Below are 16,844 nucleotides of genomic sequence, written 5' to 3'. Positions count from 1 at the left end.
GCCGTGGCTAGGGATGGAGTGGAGATTGATCGAGGTCATTGGTAATGGAGCAAGCCTTTTCCGTGGTGGCGCACCCCCAGGCGCTCGTGGCAGCCGGTGGCCTTCTGGCGCTGAGCTTGGCCTTGGGGCTGGAGCTCAGCCTCCTTGTGCGCCTCCTGTTCAAGCCCGCTTCCACCCAGGTGGAGTCCTGGTCTGCCTCGAACCCTGAGTCCTTCGATTGGATGTACGAGTAGGTCCTCCTGCTCAATGGGCGTGACAACAGCGAGGGATGCGTCTTGGTCGCTTGATGCGCTCACCCCAGGGGATCGCCGCAGGGTGGTTGATGCCCTCCGCTACGTCGGCAGGGATCTCCATCACCGTTCGTTCTCGGTCTCGTCCGATCGGCGCGAGCTTCTTTGGCAGGAGATGGATGCCTGCTTGCAACTCGCTGAGCGGCTCTCCGTCACCGTTGATTCCGGAGCGGCTGTCGCTCCGCTGTCTGATTCCACGTTCCGCCCCTGCACCGTGATCACTGGCGCCTCCAGTGGCATTGGTGCCGCGTTGGCTCGATCCTTCGCCCAGCACTCAGAGGTGTTGGTGCTGGTGGCGCGTCGCCAGGACCGCCTGGACGAGCTGGCTGCCGAGCTGGCGCAATCCGCCGCTGCGAGGGTTGTACCGGTGGCGTTGGATCTCAATCAACCGCGGGCCGTCGATCAGTTGTTAGGGCGACTGGCGGCGAATGGACTCTGGGTCGAGACGCTGGTCAATAACGCGGGCTTTGGGCTGCGGGGAAGCTTCGAGGCGTCCTCTTGGATGCAGCTGGAGTCGATGCTGCGGTTGATGGTGGAGGTCCCGACGGAGCTCACGCGGCTGGTGTTGCCAGAGATGCAGCGGCGTCAGCAGGGAACGATCCTGAACATCGCCTCTCTGGCGGGCCTGATTCCGGGACTGCCCGGCAGCACGCTCTACAGCGCCGTGAAGGCCTACCTGATCCGCTTGTCCCAGTCCCTCGCGGCTGAGAACAGTGGCTCTGGGATTCGGGTCATGGCCCTCTGTCCGGGCTACGTCCACACCGAATTCCACGCCGTCCTGGGGGTCGAGCAACGCATGCAGCGTCTGCCGGGGGTGTTCTGGATGTCCGTTGATCAGCTGGTGCGCTGGACCGAGCGCGCCCTCCAGGGCCGCCAGGTCGTTGTGGTCCCCGGACGCTTGAATCGTCTGATCGCGGCCTTGGCCCACTACCTGCCGCTGCCCTGGGCTAACACCCTCAGCGCGGCCTTCTCGCGCCGATTTCGGAGCAGGCCTTGAGCATCACGGAGATTGGGATGCAACTGGGGCTGCTGGCTGTGGCCCTGCTCTCCAATGCCCTCTCGGCGTTGGCTGGAGGCGGGGCTGGACTGGTTCAGCTGCCCGCCTTGATCCTGATGGGCCTTCCCTTCCCAGTGGCCTTGGCGACCCATAAGGTTGCCAGCGTCTCCCTGGGGGTTGGCGCCAGTCTGCGCCATGCGCAAGAGAGCAGCCTGAATGCACGGCTCTCGGCGTTGATCCTGCTCAGTGGACTCCCAGGGGTCTGGCTCGGGGCCCGCACGGTTCTGGCGCTACCGCCCCAACTCTCCACTCTTCTCTTGGGTCTTCTGACCATCGCCCTAGGGGTGTATTCAGCCTGTCGCCCTCAGCTCGGTGCTTCCTCTGGCGGCCAGAGCTGGACAACAGAGCGATTGGCCCTAGGGGCATTGGTGCTCTTCGCCATTGGCTTCCTGAATGGCTCCTTGACCTCGGGGACGGGCCTGTTCGTCACCCTCTGGCTGGTGCGCTGGTTCGGACTGGACTACGGCAAGGCCGTCGCCCATACGCTGATCTTGGTCGGCCTGTTTTGGAATGGGACGGGGGCCCTGACCCTCGGTGTCCAAGGGCAGATTGCTTGGAGTTGGTTGCCGATGCTGCTGATCGGCTCACTGGCTGGTGGCTATTTGGGGGCCCATGTCGGCCTTCGTCAGGGGGCAGCGCTGGTGAAGCGTGCCTTTGAACTGCTCTGCCTGGTGATGGGGTGCTCGCTGCTGCTGAAGGCACTGAGCTGAACTCAGCTCAGCCGCCGAGGGCGGTGAACAGGCCGACGCTGAAGCTGGTCAGACTGACGGCGATCAGTGGTCGAGTCCAATCGGGCATGGCCGCATCTCATCTCCCACAACAGTCGCTGAGATCCACTGGCCTGTCGGTGTGACTCGCTACCTGCTGCCCTGCGCTTTGCTTCGTCGATGACCTCCCCTGGGCTCCAGCTCATTGATCAAGACCTTTTTGATGCGGTGGCTCTACGGGCGCGAGCCAGTGAGCGCCTGCGGATGAACTTCAACCTGCATCAGGAAAGCGATCTGGTGCAGCGCTTCTTGAATGTCATGCAGCCCGGTACCTACGTCCGGCCCCATCGCCATTGCCGCCCAGGTACGGGGGAGGGGTTTGAGTGTTTTGTGGTGCTTCAGGGCTCGATCGGGGTGCTGTTGTTCGATGCCAACGGAACATGCCTGCGTCAGGAGCGACTCGATGCAGCAGGTCCCGTTCGCGGCCTTCAGCTCGACGAGGGCCTCTTTCACTCGCTCGTGGCCCTCGCCCCCGATTCGGTGATTTTTGAACTGAAGCAAGGTCCTTATCAACCGCTCGCCGATAAGGACTTTTTGGCTGGGTTTCCCCAGGAAGGCGAGCTTGAATCCGGTCAGCAGGAGCTGGAGTGGAGGCGTTCGTTTGATGTCTGAACTGGCTGCCTTTTTGCAGTGGAATACCCCCAACCTTCTGGCCGATGAGATCCGCGACGCCAGCTGCCATTGGTTGCTGCTGAAGGGGCTGGGGCTCGACCCGGGACCAGGTCGGCCCAGCGCCGATCTCCAATCCTTGGTCCTGCCGATGGAGGAATGGCAGCTGTCGATCACCACGGCGGCTTTTTACAGCGCGCCCGAGCAACACGAGCCCAATCCCATCCAGTTCCGCATTCCCCTCACGGCGGCGAACACCTTGGTCTTCGCCCTGTTCTCAGGGCAAACCACTCCGCTGGATCCGGCCGAGTGGTCCTTCTGGTTGGTGCCCGTCAGCAAGTTGCATCCCGAGCGCCAAACGATGGGTCTCAATCCCTTGATGCGCGCCTTTGGCGAGGGACTGACCTACGGCGCATTGCTCGAGCAGCTGAAACCGAGCCGGGCCGTGTTCCGCATCGTTCTGGATGAGGAGTCCGCCAATCCATCGACCAGCGATCCGCTCGCTGGTCAGGAATTCGAGAGCTATGACGCGGCCTACGACGTCCTTGAGCGCTACTACGCCGATGTCTGTTGTTCCGATGAGCGCAGCTACTACCGCATCGAAGAGCTCTCCTCGGTTTGATAGCGGCTCAGTGCTTCGCGGGTCGACTCAGCGAGGGGCCGCGTTTGCTTCAGTTTTGGGCTGAAGGCCCCGCCGGATAGCAAGGCGTTAGGGCAGAAGAGAGCGAGATCCTGACCCTCCATCAGCTCCAGGGCCCGGAGTGGCGTCTCGAGGCGGGCACGAAAGACATGTCTGATCTTTCCCGGTTGGCTTGAGACATACCAAAGATCCGGCGTGCCGATCTCCAGTCGAATTTCCTCCCAGAGTTCCCGGCGCAGCGCTTCCTCGGGGCCTTCTCCGGGCTCAAGGTGCCCGCCAAAGAGACCCCAGCAGCCGGGAGCGACGATGCCTGCAATGTCATCCCGCAGCTGCAGTAACCAGCTGCCGTTGTGCTCGAGAACGGCCAGAGCCACCTGCACTTGGGTCATGCACGGATGATGGTCAGAGCAACGGGGCCATGCCTGTGTCGAGTTTCCACTGGTTGCAGCGGCTCAGCCTTGCGCTTCTTGCCGCCGCCGCTGTCCCCCTCTGGACAGCGCCGGCACGCGCCATTGAGGAGGTTCTGATTGAGCTTCCCCTGTTGCGCTCCAGCTTCAGCGTCAAGGTCAGCGAACTGAAAAGTCCCAGTGCCCTCATGGCGGGACGGAGCGACCTGGCGGAATTGGATCGGGCCTCGGACGGAGCGGTGAGTCAGCTGCTGATGCAGGTGCTCCAGCGACCGATTCCGATCTCGATGATTCGTTTAGCCGATGGATCCGTTGGCTCACCTCTGCTCGAGCAAGCATTTTTGGTGGTCTCATCCCTCGGCACGATCGAGGGGCGAGATCCCGATCTGACGGGGCAAACCTTTCGTCAGGCGTTGGATCGGGCGAGGGTGAACGCCACTGGTGGTGAGCCCACCCTGGTCGAATTAATCGAGGCCCTTCCTGGCCAGCGGGTGCGCTTCAACCTCGGCCAGGTCAAAGCAATCCTGGGGCGCATGTTGGCCCAACGCGTCCAGGCCAACAGCTTCTTCGCCCAGACCCCACCTGATCTGCTGCCAACGGCTCCTGCACCGTCGTCATCTCCAGCGGTACGACAACGGCAGGTGCGTCTTGCGGTGCCCCATCGCACACGGCCCTTGGAGGTGGTGCTCGTTGAACCCTCGCAAGGGGGCAATGGGCGATTGGTGTTGATCTCCCATGGCCTCTGGGATAGTCCCAAGAACTTCGCGTCCTGGGGGGCTTTGCTGGCCTCCAGGGGCTACACCGTGGCCCTGCCCCGCCACCCCGGCAGTGATAACAAGGAGCAGGCCCTGATGCTGAAGGGAGCGGTTCCTCCCCCGAAGCCCATTGAGCTGGCCCTGCGCTTTCGCGATCTCAGCGCGGTGACAGATGCGGTGGCTGCTGGTCAACTCAGCGGTGTGACTGGGGTCAACGCCAACGCTGTGGTTGTCATTGGTCACTCCTGGGGGGCGACGACGGCGTTGCAGCAGGCGGGTCTGGTGCCCCAGGCGACAACGCTCAAGAAGCGATGCCCGCAAACCAGTGATCCACAGCGCAATCTGAGCTGGACCCTGCAGTGCAGCTGGCTCGATGGCGTGGATCAGGCCGCCCTTCGCGATCCGCGGGTCGTTGCAGCCGTGGCCGTCTCGCCGCCCATGTCACTGCTGTTTTCGGTTCCGCAACTGCGCAACGCCAGTGCACGTCTTCTGGTCGTGAGTGGCACCCATGACTGGGTTGTGCCACCTGACCCCGAGGCAATCACACCGATGCGCCAGGCCGTGCCCTTCGGGCACCAATTGGTTTTGGCGAAAGGGGGCGATCATTTCAATCTGCGCCCCGGTCAGCAGGCCAATGGAGGGGTGCTGGGTCCGCTGCTGCTGGCCTGGGTTGAGGCGGCCTATCAAGCCGGCCCCGCGCTCTCCCCGTCAGCCGGCGCGCCGCCACTGCTTGGCACAGGCCCTTGGGGCCATCCATTGATTCCCCTCAAGGACGTCTCGACCGCGATCCAATCGGACAGCTGAGTCGATCTACCCATCGCCCGTTGCCACTGGCTTCGCTTCGATGGCGCTGAAGCCTCCTCACACAGCCCTGCCTGGGCTGTTTTTTATGCCTCGCTGTTTCGGGGTACGGCTTGGCGCCAGCCCCCCTCCTCCAAAACAGTGATCGGGGTGTCAAAGCAGTCACTGAGGCTTGCGCTCGTCAGCAGTTCCGGGGCAGGACCATCGGCCACGATTTGCCCGCGTTTGATCAGGACAGCCCGCTGGACCTCAGGGATCACGGCCTCTAGTTGATGCGTCACCAGCAGCAACGTGGTTCCTGTTCTGCTGAGTTGCCGCAGGCTGTTCAGGAGTTGGTGCTTGGCCTTGAAGTCGAGGCCATTGATCGGTTCATCGAGGACCAGCACCTCGGGTTGATGAATCATTGCGCGGGCGAGTAGCAAGCGCCGTCGCTGCCCATCCGAGCAATGACCGAAGGGCTGACCACGGAGATCAGCCAATCCAAGCTGCTCGAGCTGGTTCAGCGCTTCTGCCCGTTGCTGCTGTGTTGGGCGTTGGGGACGGCCTAGCCCGACTGAGCCAAAGAGGCCGGAGAGAACAACGTCTTCCGCTGGCACCGTTGGGATGTAGCCGCTCTGCAGGTCACTGGAGACCAGGCCGATGCGTTGCCTCAGATCCCAGAGGTTGACGGTGCTGCTGCCAAAGAGCTTCAGCTCAGAGCCCGGCTTCACCACGGGGTAGAGCTGACGATTGATCAACTTGATCAAGGCGCTTTTGCCCGCACCATTGGGACCCAGCAGCACCGTGGGTTCCCCCGGTTGCAAGCTCAGGGTCAGATCGTTGAACACTCGCCTGGCACCAAGCCAGGCCTCAACGGAGATGGCCTCGAAATAGGGGGTCGCGCTCATGAACATCGGACACTGCTTCCAGCATCGGTACGGGCCGGCTCTTTAGGGTCAGCCCCATGCAGCCTTTTTTCCTGCTGGAGCCCGGAGATGGCTTGGTGCTCTGCGGGGCCAATGGCCAGATTTCCCATGTCGACCGCACGGCTCAACAGCGCTTGGGCCACCACTCCCAGGAATGGTGCGGCCGCGCGATTGGCGAGTGCTGGCCGCAGTTGTCTGATCTCATCGTCCAGGAACACCGGCGTTTAGCTGAGGGGCCGCGGGACCATGTGCTGCCTCTGCCCCATCCAACGGGGGTTGAGCTGGCCACCCGCCTCCGTCTGTTTGCCTGTGACTCTGGCTTTGGCGTTGGCATCCTCCGGCGCCGGGCGCAACGACTCGATGCGGCCCCCGAGGAAACCAACGAAGACGCCTACCGCCGTTTGCTCGAGGGGGTCCTGGACACGGCGCAAGATGCCGTCTTGGTGACCTTGGCTGAACCCTTGGATGCCCCGGGTCCTGTCATCGTTTACGCCAACCAGTCACTACTGGATCAGACCGGGTACGCGCTTCACGAGGTGCTCGGCAGGAGTCCGAGGCTCTTTCAGGGTCCAGAGACTTCGAAGGAGAGCACCTCTGCACTGCGCTCGGCGATGGATCAGTGGAAGCCAGCGTCCATGGAGGTCATCAACTACCGCCGCGATCAATCCACCTGTTGGATTGAGCTCAAGGTGGCGCCCCTGGCCGATTCCTCGGGCTGGTACACCCACTGGGTCTCGGTCCAGCGGGACGTGACTGATCGCGTGCTGCTGAAGCGTCAACTTGCCCAAGAGGCCAGGGCGCTGGCTGACAAGCTCGATCGCTGAAGGGGCTTCGGCCGATTGCTGACCTGACACCCTGCAAGCTGAGAGCTGCTTCACGTCTCTTTACAATTGCGGCACAAGCGGTGTTCCGTTGCTCTCGCGCGTTGCCATCGATTTCGTCAGCACGGTCTTTGGCCTACCGCTGCGGCAACTCGCCTTGGCCTGCAGCTTTGCTCCGGCCTACCTGACCATCCCCGCCGTTCGTTGACATCGCCTTGATCGCGGGCATCGTTGCGACAGCGATAGGCCTGGGAGATGCAAAGCCTTCCTTTTCTGGGTGATGAGCGCATCAAGGTCAGCTGCGATCTTCGCCGAGTTCACCTGGCTCGCTTGGATGCCCTGAAGGAACAGTGGGGTCTTCCGTCGCGGGCGGCTGCACTGCAACGTCTTCTCGATCTTTGTTTCCTCGGCGACATCAGCCTCGATCAGTGCCATTAAGTTGCCGGCACTGCAGTCCTCGCCATGGCACCCACAGTCCTCAAGTTCAGTTCCGAGGATTGCGGCACCTGCCATCGGATGAGCCACTACGACGGCAAGGTTGCTGAAGAACTGGGGTGCAGCTTTGTCAGCGTGATGTTGCAGGACACCGAGACCTATCGCAGATACAGAAAGGTCCTGCTTGCGCAGTATCCCAACAAGGAAGGAATGGGCTGGCCGACCTACCTCGTGGTGGAAGACCCCGACGGTGAGTTCATGATCCACGGTGAACTCAAAGGCGGGATGCCCAAGGGTGACTTCCGCACCAAACTCGCGGCACTCCTGCCCAATCTTTGAACTTTCTTCCAGGGGATCGCTTGATCCCTACCCGCGGAAACGTTCTATTGGCTTAGACAAGCGGTGCTTGAAGGTGGAGTCGCAGCCGTCACCAGCCTGGATCCATCGGGGCTGCCGGATTGCTCTGATGGATCAAGCCGATCACACCCGTTGCTACGCGATTCAGCACCGAAGCGGTCTGTCCCTCGGGACCTGCACCTCCCTGGATCACGCCCGTGAACGGATTGACCAAGAATTACCGCTGCTGAGGCAGCGCCTGATCGCAGCCGCCTAGTCCTTCAGGCGATGCGAAGCTGGTGATCGCGCTATGCAGTGGTGTGCCTCAGTCCGTTCTGCTCTGCGGCTACTACGGCGAACACAACCTTGGCGATGACGCCTTGTTGCAGGCTGTCCTTGGGGAGCTGCCTGAAGCTTGGACGCCTGTCGTCACCGCGTTTGACCAGGACCAGGTGCGGCAGTTGCACGGCGTCGAGACGGTGCAGCGCCGTGACCTCAAGGCCGTTCTTTCCTGTTTGAGAGCCTGCGATGCCCTGGTCTTGGGCGGCGGAAGCCTGCTGCAGGACAGCACCAGTTTTAAAAGCCTGATCTACTACGCCAGCTTGATGACCGCCGCCCGATTCCAGGGCAAGGCGGTGGTGCTCTGGGCCCAGGGACTCGGTCCACTTCAACGCAAGCGAACGCGGGCCCTGGTGCGTCTGCTGCTCCAGATGACGACTGCCGTGAGTTGGCGTGATCCTGAATCGGCGACCTTGGCTCGCCGTCTGGGGTGCGACGGCGAGCACGCTGCGGATGCGGTTTGGATGTTGCCGCAGCAGCAGTGGCTCGGCCGTGGTGGACCAATCGTGGTCTGCTGGCGGCCAACGCCCTTGCTCCAGGGCAGTGATTGGAGTCCTTATCTCCAGGCCCTGGACCAGTTATCCACAGAGGCAGACCGCGAGGTGTTGTGGCTTCCTTTCCATCGCAACCAGGACGCTGATCTGTTGGAGCAATTCCGCCGGGAGGGGTTGATGCCCGAGCGCTTATCGAGGCGCAGTCGCCAACTCAGCGCGAGCCATCCCAGGGAGGCGATGGCCGTGTTTCGCTCCTCTGGTCTGGTTCTGGCGATGCGCCTGCATGCCTTGATTCTGGCGGCCCTCTCCGGGGCTCCGGTCAGCGCCCTGAGTTACGACCCCAAGGTCCAGGCCTGCGCTGATCAACTCCAGTCTGAGGCCTTGGACTTGCGCCAGCGCGGCCGGACTGCTGAGGAGTGCTTGACGCTCTGGCGCAGCAGCTTGGATGGTCCTCCGGCGAGCAGGGTGATCGCCTCGATCCGCTCGACGGTGGAGCTGCATCGACGCATCCTGCGTGCCGCCCTATGTCGCTGATTCTGGATCTGGCGGCTGCGAGCTGTCTCTGCTTGCTTGTACTCCTGCTGGCTTTGGAGCTGCAACTGGGCCGTGCCCCAAGGCTGACCAAGACGGATTCGCAGCAGTGCCCCGAAGACTGCGGGTGGCTGCGGATTCTCGTGCCCGCCTACAACGAGCACGACAACATCGAGGGATGCCTTGGGGCGATCGTTGCGGCCTGCCCGCCGGACTGGCCGATCGAACTCGTCGTGATTGATGACGCCTCGAGCGATGACACCCAGGCCTTAGCTGAGGTCTGCCGCACGAGCTGCAGCCGTTCTGATCTCCACTGGCGGATTGTGCAGGCCGGAGCGCGCCCCAGTGGTGAGCGCTGGTCCGGCAAGAATTGGCCAGCAACCATCGGTTCGGAGCTGCCCTGGCCCGATGGAACGGCATCGCGGCAATGGTTGCTGTTTCTCGATGCCGATGTGCGCCTGCAGCCCGGGGTGATTGAGGCTGCCCTTCAAGAGGCCTGCAGTCAAAGCAGCGATCTGTTGACCCTGGCTCCCCGGCTGCAGTGCAGTTGTCTTGCGGAATGGTTGGTGCAGCCGATTGTGGCCACCCTGTTGGGCTTGGGTTTTCCGATTCGGCGCAGCAACGACCCCAACGATCCAACGGCGTTTGCTGCTGGTCCCTTCATGCTCTTTCGCCATTCCAGCTATCGGGCGATTGGAGGCCATCGCGCTGTTGCCGCTGAGGTGGTCGAAGATCTGGCCCTGGCCCGAGCGGTCAAGCAGGCCGGCCTGAGTCTGCGCTATCTGCTTGGCGTTGATCTTGTCGACCTGCAGATGTATCGCTCCTTGGCAGCGCTGTGGGAAGGCTGGACCAAAAACTGGTTTCTGGGGGTTGATCGCAACTGGTTCAAAGCCGTTGGCAGTGTCGCTGTGGTGTTGCTGCTGTTTGCCGCTCCCTGGTTCAGCGCCGTTGCTCTGTTGCTGCAGGGATGGCTTGGCGGTCCGATTGAGCAAATGGCGATTTGGGCTGTGGGCTGCTCCATCGCCCTGGTCTTGGCGATCCGTCTGTGGAGTGCCTGGCGCTTTGGCACACCGATCAAATTCTGGTGGTTGAGTTGGCTTGGGGCGTTGCTGATTGCGGCCATCGTGCCCGCCAGTATTTGGAAGACGACCACCGGACGTGGTTGGACCTGGCGTGGGCGCCAGCTCGAGGGCTGACGCTTAGGCGCTAATCCTGAATTGCGTAGTGCTGTACACGCCCTGGAGACCAGGGAGTGCGGTTCATTGGGCTATCCCACGGACGCAGCATGTCGTCAGGAACAGCGACCCAAGCTCAGATGTTTGAGCTGATCCCTTACGAGAAGTTCCGCGATACCCCTGCGGTTCGTTTCTTCGATATCACCGTCGACAACTCCAACGCGCGGGATCTGGTCATCCATAGCGGACCGGCCGTTAGTCCACCGGATGAGCCCAACACGGGCGCCTGGCAGTTTTATCTCCACCCCCATCAAGAGGACAATCTGCTCGCTCTGACCGGGGGCCGCCTGTTCTATCTGGTGAACTTCGGCTGGAATTATCCGTATCACATTGTTCGCCTAGAAACCGGTGGTGACATTCTCCGGATTCCGCCCGGAACCTTCCACCGTTCGATCTCGGATGAGGAGGGATCGGTCGTGCTGAATCAGGCAATCCGTGATCCTGGAGCCAGCGTTGCCCGCGAGTTTCGCGTCTACAACAGTCGACTCATTCCTCGTCTGTTTGCGACCACCTTTCGCTCAGCGCCGTTGCCCAAGTTGCATGGCGTCAGCTGGTAGGCGTTCAACGGGACTGGGCCGAGCAGAGGATTTCGGCCTGGATCTCCCAATTCAGCGTGCTTTGAACCCCCGTCGGCCCTGAAAACGTGCCGCTGACCGCCGCCGTGAGATCTGATTTCGAAGAGGTCACCACGGGGATGTAGCGATCATCCACCGCCCCCTTGCCACTGGCATCGAACCCTCGCCAGCCTGCTCCCTGCAGGTAGACCTCCGTCCAGGCGTGGAGGTCGTAGCGCTCAGGTTTGGGCTCCACAAGGTGATAGCCACTGACAAACCGGGCTGGAAGTCCAACGCTGCGGCAGCACTCGATCATCAGCATGGCGAGATCACGGCAGGAGCCGATCCGCTCCTTCAGTGTCCGGCCCGCAGGCCAAGCGGGGCCTTGATGGCGCTCGGTGTATTTGACGCGGTCCTGAATGATCTCGATCAGCTGCTGCAAAAAGCTCAGGCAGCTGCCATCACTGCCTGTGAGGGCTTCTTGGGCCAGATCGACAGCGGCGGCATCATGTTGACCGTTGGGCAACCAGCCTTGGAGGTTGCTCATGAGATCGGGGTTCAGCCTGCCGATGGCGAGCGGCAGGTTCAACATCGTTTCGTCCAGGCAGGCTTCGATCAGGGGTGGTGTGAACGTCTCAACCTCGCTCGTGGCCACCACCTGAAAACAATCGGTTTCCTGGAGAAACCGTGCCCGGGTGATGGTGTCGCCACCTGCTGCCATCAGCTCATAGAGCTGGCTCGGCTCAGGCTCAATGCTCAGTTTGAAATCGATCAGACGCTGAAACCCATGGGGCCTGGGCCGCAGGCAAAAACGATGGGGTCCCAGCAGCACGGGCTGGCTGTAGCGGTAGTCGAAGCGATGAATTAAGCGGGCGCGCATGCCAGGTCTTGACCGGAAGCGGTGGTGGACAGGGAGGCGGAGCTCACGGGGATCACTGTTGTGTCTTCGGGGCTCAGTCCGCCCGGAAGCACGAAGTAGCGAGCGTGAATCAGATTGTGCAGCTGGTTGAGGTCCTGCTGAAGACCATCAATCGCCTCATGGAGGCCACCTGCGATCAGCGTTTCAATTTTGCTGAAACTCCAGCGGGCCTGCGTCAGACCCACCATGCACTCGAGGTCGTCGGGCGTCCCCGCGGCGGCATCGCGCCCGATCACCTGAAGCGTCTCATGGATCCGCTCGAGGCAGTAGCGCACCGACCTCGGGAAGAGGGGATTGAGCAGCAGGAAGGACGCCACCGCTTCCGGTGAAATCACCCCAACGTTGGATTGCCTGAACATCTGATAAGCGCCAGCACTGCGCAGCAGAGACATCCACTGCAACTCGTCGAGTACCCCGCCGACGTCATCAGGGCTCGGGAGCAAAAGGAAGTACTTCACATCAAGGATGCGAGTGGTCTTATCCGCCCGCTCAATCAGCCGACCGAGTCGGCTGAACTGCCAGGAAAGATCCCGACTGAGGGTGGCATCGGTAATTCCGTAAAACAATTGGCAGCCACGCCGGATCTCCCTGAGCTGCTCTGGGGTCGGCTCCTCCCAAAACCCGTCGTTCTCGACCAGGGTCCAGTAGAGACCATTGAGCTGCTCCCACATCTCACTGGTGATGACGTCCCGGATCTGCCTGGCGTTTTCCCTGGCCAGCGCGATGCAGTTGACGATGCTGTTGGGGTTGGCCTCAGCGCGGATGAGAAATTCAAGAACCTGCTGCTCACCTCCACCGGGGTAGAGCGCATCAAACAGAGAGCGATGACCACTGGCATCGATCAGGGGTTGCCAGGGCTCTGCGCTACCAGGGGGGCAGTCCAGCGCCATGGCAGCACTGACCTCGACAAAGCGGGAGATGTTCTCGGCCCGCTCCACATAGCGGTTGATCCAATAGAGGGAATCCGCGACGCGGCTCAGCATGGGGCGTCCTCCACGATCCAGGTGTCCTTGCAGCCGCCGCCCTGGGAGGAATTCACCACCAGTGATCCCCGCTTGAGGGCCACGCGGGTTAACCCGCCTGGTGTGACCCAGGTGGTTTTGCCCCGCAGGATGTAGGGCCGCAGATCCACATGGCAGGGGTAGAGCTCGCCGTCACTGAGGGAGGGGACGGTGGAGAGCTCCAGGGTGGGTTGGGCAATGAAGTTGCGCGGATTGGCCTCGATCTTCGTGGCGAAGTCTTGGATCTCCTCGTCACTGGCATGGGGTCCGATCAACATCCCATAGCCTCCAGCTTCCGAGACGGCTTTCACCACCAGCTCCCGTAGATGGCTTAGGACATAGGCCCGATCTTCAGCTTTAGAGCAGAGGTAGGTGGGGACGTTTTGGATGATGGCTTCCTCCCCGAGGTAGTAGCGCACCATCTCCGGCACATAGGCGTAGATCAGCTTGTCGTCGGCAATTCCAGTTCCAGGAGCGTTGGCAATCGCCACCCGTCCCTGGGCATAGACCTCCATCAGTCCGCGGACCCCCAGCATTGAGTCGCTTCGGAAGACGGCGGGATCGAGGAAGTCATCATCAATGCGCCGGTAGATCACATCGACGGTCTCCAATCCACGGGTCGTGCGCATCCATACACGTCCGTCTTCACAGGCCAAGTCCCTGCCCTCGACGAGGGGAATGCCCATCTGTTGAGCCAGATAGCTGTGTTCGAAATAGGCGCTGTTGAACACCCCGGGGGTCAGGAGGACGACCCGGGGGGAGTCGGTCCAGGGCGCCAGCTCCCTCAGGGTCTGCAGCAGCTGGGAGGGGTAGCGATCAATCGGCTGGACGACCCGGCCACTAAACAGGCTCGGGAACATCCGTTTCATCACCCTCCTGTTCTCCAGGAAATAGGCGACACCAGAAGGACATCTCAGGTTGTCCTCCAGGACGCGCCAGGTTCCTTCTCCATCACGGATCAGATCAAGCCCGGAGATTTGACACCATTTGCCCAGGGGGGGCTTGAACCCTTGAAGCTCGCGCCTCCACCCCAGGGAACTTTCCACGTGCTCCCGCGGAATAACCCCATCTCGGATGATGCGTTGCTCGCCGTAGATGTCACCCAGAAATTGATCAATCGCCTCTAGGCGCTGGGACAGTCCTCGCTCTAGACGCTCCCACTCCTTCGAGCGAATCAAGCGTGGCAGCGGGTCGAATGGCAGGATCCGTTCCCCCACGCGTCCGCCCGAATCATTCAGCCTGAAGGTGGCCCCGAGTCGCTTCAGTAGGACTCCAGCGGCGGCGTGATTGCGGTTGAGTTTCTCGATCCCGAGTGCACCCAGGGAGTTCACCAGGGGCTTGAGGCCGGAGCGAGGGCCTTCGGCGGCACTGAAGTATTCGTCATATCCCTTCTTTGGCCTGTACTCGGTAAACATTGCTCGAGTGGAATTGGGGCAAGCATGCAGAGCAGTCAGACCCCTTCAGGTTCCATTCGCTACCAAAGTCCACCCCGGTTCGTGGCCACCCGCATCACCTGTAGTGGTCGCTACGGATGATGAGTTGATGCACCTATGGCAAGGGTTCAATCGCCGAGCCAGCCTCTGCTCGTTGCTCCTGAAGACCCATGGCCCAGGTCCCTGTGCTGGTCGATCCCCAAGGGGGAGTGATCTATCAGCTGCGCTCCAGCGAAGGCGAGCTTTATCAAGTGCGATTTGAGGACAACTGCCTGTTCTGCGACAGCCTCCCTGCAGGTCAAGCCCACCTGAGGCTGCTGGAGCAGCGCGCAGCCTTAGGCCTGTAGCTCATCCAGCCGCTTCAGGATCTCCTGGCTGTGGCCTAGGGGCCGTACCCCTAACCAGCGCTCTTTGAGAACCCCTTCTGGGTCAATCAAAAAGGTGTGACGTTGGGAGAAGGGCGGGATCCAGCTGCCGTAGCGCTTGCTGGTTTCTCCTCCGGGATCAGAGAGCAGCGGGTAGGTCAACGCCTCGCTTCCGCAGAACTCTTTGTGGGAGTCCGTGTCGTCTGCGCTGATTCCGACCACTTCCGCATTGCGGGCATGGAACAGCTGCAGATCCCGTTGAAAGCCCTTGGCTTCCAAGGTGCACCCCTCCGTGAAATCTCGGGGATAGAAGTAGAGCACCACCCAGCGCCCTTTGAAATCGCTCAGGCTGCGTACGGCTTCGACGGCCCCCCCCTCGCCTGGAACCACGCCGGAGAGCCCAAAGCCAGGGGCCGGTTGATCGAGATCGGGCAGGGTCCCTCCCATCGAAAAGGCCTGCCGGGGGAGTCCCAGCAGGCCTAAGGCCGCAGCACCAAACGAAACAAGCAGGTTGCGGCGGTTCAACTTGATCCTGGGAGAACTCCCAGGATTGAAGCTCAGATCTTGGCCAGGTTGATGCCCAGCTGCTTGGCGTAGGCGCCCAGGCCCTTCTTTTGAATGGTCTTCAGGGCACGGGTGGAGACCCGCAGTTTCACGTAACGGTTGCCTTCAGCCCACCACAGACGGCGCTCTTGCAGGTTCACCTGCTGGAGCTTCTTCGTGCGGATGTGCGAGTGGGAGACGGCCATGCCGTTGTTGGCGCGCTTGCCGGTGAGTTGGCAGACCCGGGACATGACCGATCTTCTAAAAACACAACTTCGGGCAAATTGCCCAAGCGCCCACCATAGCAAGTCGGGTCACACCCCAGAACCCAAGGCCTCAGTGCAGTTGTGCAGGTGCAAGGTCTGCGTCGGGAAGGCGAACTCAATGCCCTCGTGGGCGAAGCGTTGGACGATCGCCAGGTTGATCCGTTGCTGGGCTTCCATCGCCTGGACGTAGTCGTTCGAAGGAACGAAATAGACCAACTCAAAATCAAGGCTGCTGCTGTTGAAGGCCACGAAATGGGCCCGGTCAAAGCGGGCATCGCCCCCCTGCTCAACGATCGCTTTCAACAGGCCAGGGATCCGTTCCAGTACGGCGTGGCTGGTGTCGTAGGTCACCCCCAGCCGATAGATCAGCCGCCGCTCTTGCATCTCCCCATAGTTCGCCACCACTGAGCTGGTCAGGGCGCTGTTGCTCATGACGATCGCTTCGCCGTTGATGCTGCGCAGACGGGTCGAACGCACCCCCACCCTCTCCACCGTTCCCCAGACCTCTCCGACTTGGATGAATTGACCGGGTTGGAAGGGCTTGTCGAGAAGGATGGTGATGTATTCGAAGAATTCAGAGACCGGCTGCTTTAAGGCCAAGCCTGCCCCGATGCCACCGGCGCTCAGCAGAGCCCAGATCGCAGCCATCTGGACACCGATGTTCTGCAGATAGAGGACAGCGCCGACGCACCAGACCAACGCCCGCAACATCGGCGCGAGGGCGCGGAGCATGTTGCCGACCGCTGGATCTCCGCTGTGGGCCGCGGAGCGTTGCAGCAACCGCAGGCTGATGCGGTTGACCAGCCGCACCAGGAACACCACCAGGATGAGTTTCGAGATGGTGAAGACCACCCGATCCGCCTCCGGAGAGGTCGGCAGCAGCCACCAGGCCCAACTGGCGCTGATGACCCAGCCGAGGATTGGGATCGTGTCCGTGATGACCTGAACGATGAAGTCATCGGTTTCGCTTCGCGTTCGCCGTGTCAGACGACCGAAGAAGATCCCAAAGATCCTTGCTGCCAGAAGGGACAGCAACCCACCGCCGAGTAGGGCCGCCACTGCAGGCGCAGTACTCCAGAGCGAGGTCATCGGCAGATGCGACTTTTGAGCTGTTTCCACTGTCTCGTGCTGCGTCAAGCCCCTGACAGATCCGCTGGAAGCCCGTAAGAGTGGGGAAACCCTTTTGCCTGTGTCTGAGTCCTATCTGTTAGCTCTCGACCAGGGCACCAGCAGTTCTCGCGCCGTTCTGGTGTCCTCCAACGGCGAGTCGGTGGCCTCGGCCCAGGTGCCGCTTGCCATCCACTACCCGGATGATGGTTGGGTCGAGCAGGACGCCTCCGC

23 protein-coding genes are annotated in these 16,844 nt (G+C 61.7%); 15 read left to right on the top strand and 8 right to left on the bottom strand.

Translation table 11 applies throughout. The features are described from left to right. Positions 1-44: 44 nt before the first annotated feature. From QZ189_RS07570 to QZ189_RS11155, 5 genes are all read left to right on the top strand, one after another. Positions 45-233, top strand: a complete 189-nt coding sequence (locus QZ189_RS07570) for a hypothetical protein (protein ID WP_010317193.1) — start codon at positions 45-47, stop codon at positions 231-233. 82 nt (positions 234-315) lie between these two features. After that, the gene (locus tag QZ189_RS07565) at positions 316-1,287 is read left to right on the top strand and encodes an SDR family oxidoreductase (protein WP_296417792.1); all 972 of its coding nucleotides are present in this window, start codon (positions 316-318) and stop codon (positions 1,285-1,287) included. A 17-nt stretch (positions 1,288-1,304) separates the two neighbouring features. Next, positions 1,305-2,057 carry a sulfite exporter TauE/SafE family protein gene (locus QZ189_RS07560; protein WP_296417814.1) on the top strand — a complete coding sequence of 251 codons (753 nt, stop codon included), beginning with the start codon at positions 1,305-1,307 and terminating at the stop codon, positions 2,055-2,057. Between the two features lie 177 nt (positions 2,058-2,234). Further along, positions 2,235-2,726, top strand: coding sequence for a WbuC family cupin fold metalloprotein (locus QZ189_RS07555; protein WP_010317187.1), 492 nt, complete (start codon positions 2,235-2,237; stop codon positions 2,724-2,726). Continuing rightward, on the top strand, positions 2,719-3,345 hold the full coding sequence (locus QZ189_RS11155; RefSeq protein ID WP_363155534.1) for a hypothetical protein: 627 nt from the start codon (positions 2,719-2,721) through the stop codon (positions 3,343-3,345). The genes QZ189_RS07555 and QZ189_RS11155 overlap by 8 nt, the downstream gene beginning before the upstream one ends. On the opposite strand, the gene QZ189_RS07545 is transcribed toward QZ189_RS11155, so the two are convergent. Beyond that, complete coding sequence (locus QZ189_RS07545; protein WP_296421442.1) at positions 3,315-3,752, bottom strand: NUDIX domain-containing protein; 438 nt, start codon at positions 3,750-3,752, stop codon at positions 3,315-3,317. The genes QZ189_RS11155 and QZ189_RS07545 overlap by 31 nt on opposite strands. A gap of 29 nt (positions 3,753-3,781) precedes the next feature. On the opposite strand from QZ189_RS07545, the gene QZ189_RS07540 reads away from it, so the two are divergent. Beyond that, positions 3,782-5,329 (top strand): alpha/beta fold hydrolase, encoded by a 1,548-nt coding sequence (locus tag QZ189_RS07540; RefSeq protein WP_296415130.1) that lies wholly within the window; start codon positions 3,782-3,784, stop codon positions 5,327-5,329. Positions 5,330-5,412: 83 nt separating this feature from the next. Here the strand turns inward: QZ189_RS07540 and QZ189_RS07535 are convergent, their stop codons facing one another. After that, a complete protein-coding gene (locus QZ189_RS07535; protein WP_363155532.1) occupies positions 5,413-6,213 on the bottom strand; it encodes an ATP-binding cassette domain-containing protein in 801 nt (266 codons plus the stop codon). A 56-nt stretch (positions 6,214-6,269) separates the two neighbouring features. Here QZ189_RS07535 and QZ189_RS07530 point away from each other — a divergent pair, with 56 nt between their 5' ends. The 7 genes from QZ189_RS07530 (at position 6,270) to QZ189_RS07500 (ending at position 10,979) form a co-directional block, all read left to right on the top strand. After that, entirely contained in the window at positions 6,270-7,055 is a 786-nt protein-coding gene (locus QZ189_RS07530) for a PAS domain-containing protein (protein WP_296421440.1), read from the top strand. 252 nt (positions 7,056-7,307) lie between these two features. Beyond that, positions 7,308-7,490 (top strand): hypothetical protein, encoded by a 183-nt coding sequence (locus QZ189_RS07525; RefSeq protein WP_247478567.1) that lies wholly within the window; start codon positions 7,308-7,310, stop codon positions 7,488-7,490. Positions 7,491-7,514: 24 nt separating this feature from the next. After that, positions 7,515-7,826 (top strand): thioredoxin family protein, encoded by a 312-nt coding sequence (locus tag QZ189_RS07520; RefSeq protein WP_247478566.1) that lies wholly within the window; start codon positions 7,515-7,517, stop codon positions 7,824-7,826. Positions 7,827-7,953: 127 nt separating this feature from the next. Continuing rightward, on the top strand, positions 7,954-8,100 hold the full coding sequence (locus tag QZ189_RS07515) for a hypothetical protein (protein ID WP_247478564.1): 147 nt from the start codon (positions 7,954-7,956) through the stop codon (positions 8,098-8,100). A gap of 43 nt (positions 8,101-8,143) precedes the next feature. After that, entirely contained in the window at positions 8,144-9,190 is a 1,047-nt protein-coding gene (csaB, locus tag QZ189_RS07510) for a polysaccharide pyruvyl transferase CsaB (protein ID WP_296421439.1), read from the top strand. Next, entirely contained in the window at positions 9,181-10,383 is a 1,203-nt protein-coding gene (locus tag QZ189_RS07505) for a glycosyltransferase family 2 protein (protein WP_296421438.1), read from the top strand. The genes csaB and QZ189_RS07505 overlap by 10 nt, the downstream gene beginning before the upstream one ends. Before the next feature lie 119 nt (positions 10,384-10,502). Further along, on the top strand, positions 10,503-10,979 hold the full coding sequence (locus QZ189_RS07500; protein ID WP_247478559.1) for a redox protein: 477 nt from the start codon (positions 10,503-10,505) through the stop codon (positions 10,977-10,979). 4 nt (positions 10,980-10,983) lie between these two features. Here QZ189_RS07500 and QZ189_RS07495 read toward each other — a convergent pair whose 3' ends face one another. Genes QZ189_RS07495 through QZ189_RS07485 form a run of 3 tightly spaced genes read right to left on the bottom strand, consistent with a single transcriptional unit; the run spans position 10,984 to position 14,311 of the window. Beyond that, positions 10,984-11,856, bottom strand: coding sequence for a transglutaminase family protein (locus QZ189_RS07495; RefSeq protein WP_247478557.1), 873 nt, complete (start codon positions 11,854-11,856; stop codon positions 10,984-10,986). Then, entirely contained in the window at positions 11,841-12,878 is a 1,038-nt protein-coding gene (locus tag QZ189_RS07490) for an alpha-E domain-containing protein (RefSeq protein ID WP_296421436.1), read from the bottom strand. The genes QZ189_RS07495 and QZ189_RS07490 overlap by 16 nt, the downstream gene beginning before the upstream one ends. Further along, entirely contained in the window at positions 12,872-14,311 is a 1,440-nt protein-coding gene (locus QZ189_RS07485) for a circularly permuted type 2 ATP-grasp protein (protein WP_296421434.1), read from the bottom strand. Before QZ189_RS07485 ends, QZ189_RS07490 begins: the two co-directional genes overlap by 7 nt. Positions 14,312-14,499: 188 nt before the next feature. On the opposite strand from QZ189_RS07485, the gene QZ189_RS07480 reads away from it, so the two are divergent. Next, the gene (locus QZ189_RS07480; protein ID WP_010317111.1) at positions 14,500-14,676 is read left to right on the top strand and encodes a hypothetical protein; all 177 of its coding nucleotides are present in this window, start codon (positions 14,500-14,502) and stop codon (positions 14,674-14,676) included. On the opposite strand, the gene QZ189_RS07475 is transcribed toward QZ189_RS07480, so the two are convergent. From QZ189_RS07475 to QZ189_RS07465, 3 genes are all read right to left on the bottom strand, one after another. Beyond that, on the bottom strand, positions 14,665-15,225 hold the full coding sequence (locus tag QZ189_RS07475; protein WP_296421445.1) for a peroxiredoxin: 561 nt from the start codon (positions 15,223-15,225) through the stop codon (positions 14,665-14,667). The two genes, QZ189_RS07480 and QZ189_RS07475, sit on opposite strands and share 12 nt — an antisense overlap. Before the next feature lie 26 nt (positions 15,226-15,251). Further along, on the bottom strand, positions 15,252-15,488 hold the full coding sequence (rpmB, locus tag QZ189_RS07470) for a 50S ribosomal protein L28 (RefSeq protein ID WP_010317109.1): 237 nt from the start codon (positions 15,486-15,488) through the stop codon (positions 15,252-15,254). A gap of 63 nt (positions 15,489-15,551) precedes the next feature. Next, positions 15,552-16,592 carry a mechanosensitive ion channel family protein gene (locus QZ189_RS07465; RefSeq protein ID WP_029626312.1) on the bottom strand — a complete coding sequence of 347 codons (1,041 nt, stop codon included), beginning with the start codon at positions 16,590-16,592 and terminating at the stop codon, positions 15,552-15,554. Between the two features lie 100 nt (positions 16,593-16,692). On the opposite strand from QZ189_RS07465, the gene QZ189_RS07460 reads away from it, so the two are divergent. Further along, on the top strand, positions 16,693-16,844 hold a 152-nt coding region (locus QZ189_RS07460; protein ID WP_296421443.1), incomplete at its 3' end, for an FGGY family carbohydrate kinase.

Source organism: Vulcanococcus sp. CPBay_Sum15L08_68, assembly GCF_017855895.1.
GTDB lineage: Bacteria > Cyanobacteriota > Cyanobacteriia > PCC-6307 > Cyanobiaceae > Vulcanococcus.
The sequence above is the reverse complement of the archived record's forward strand: the minus strand, read 5'-3'. Positions and strand labels throughout refer to the sequence as shown.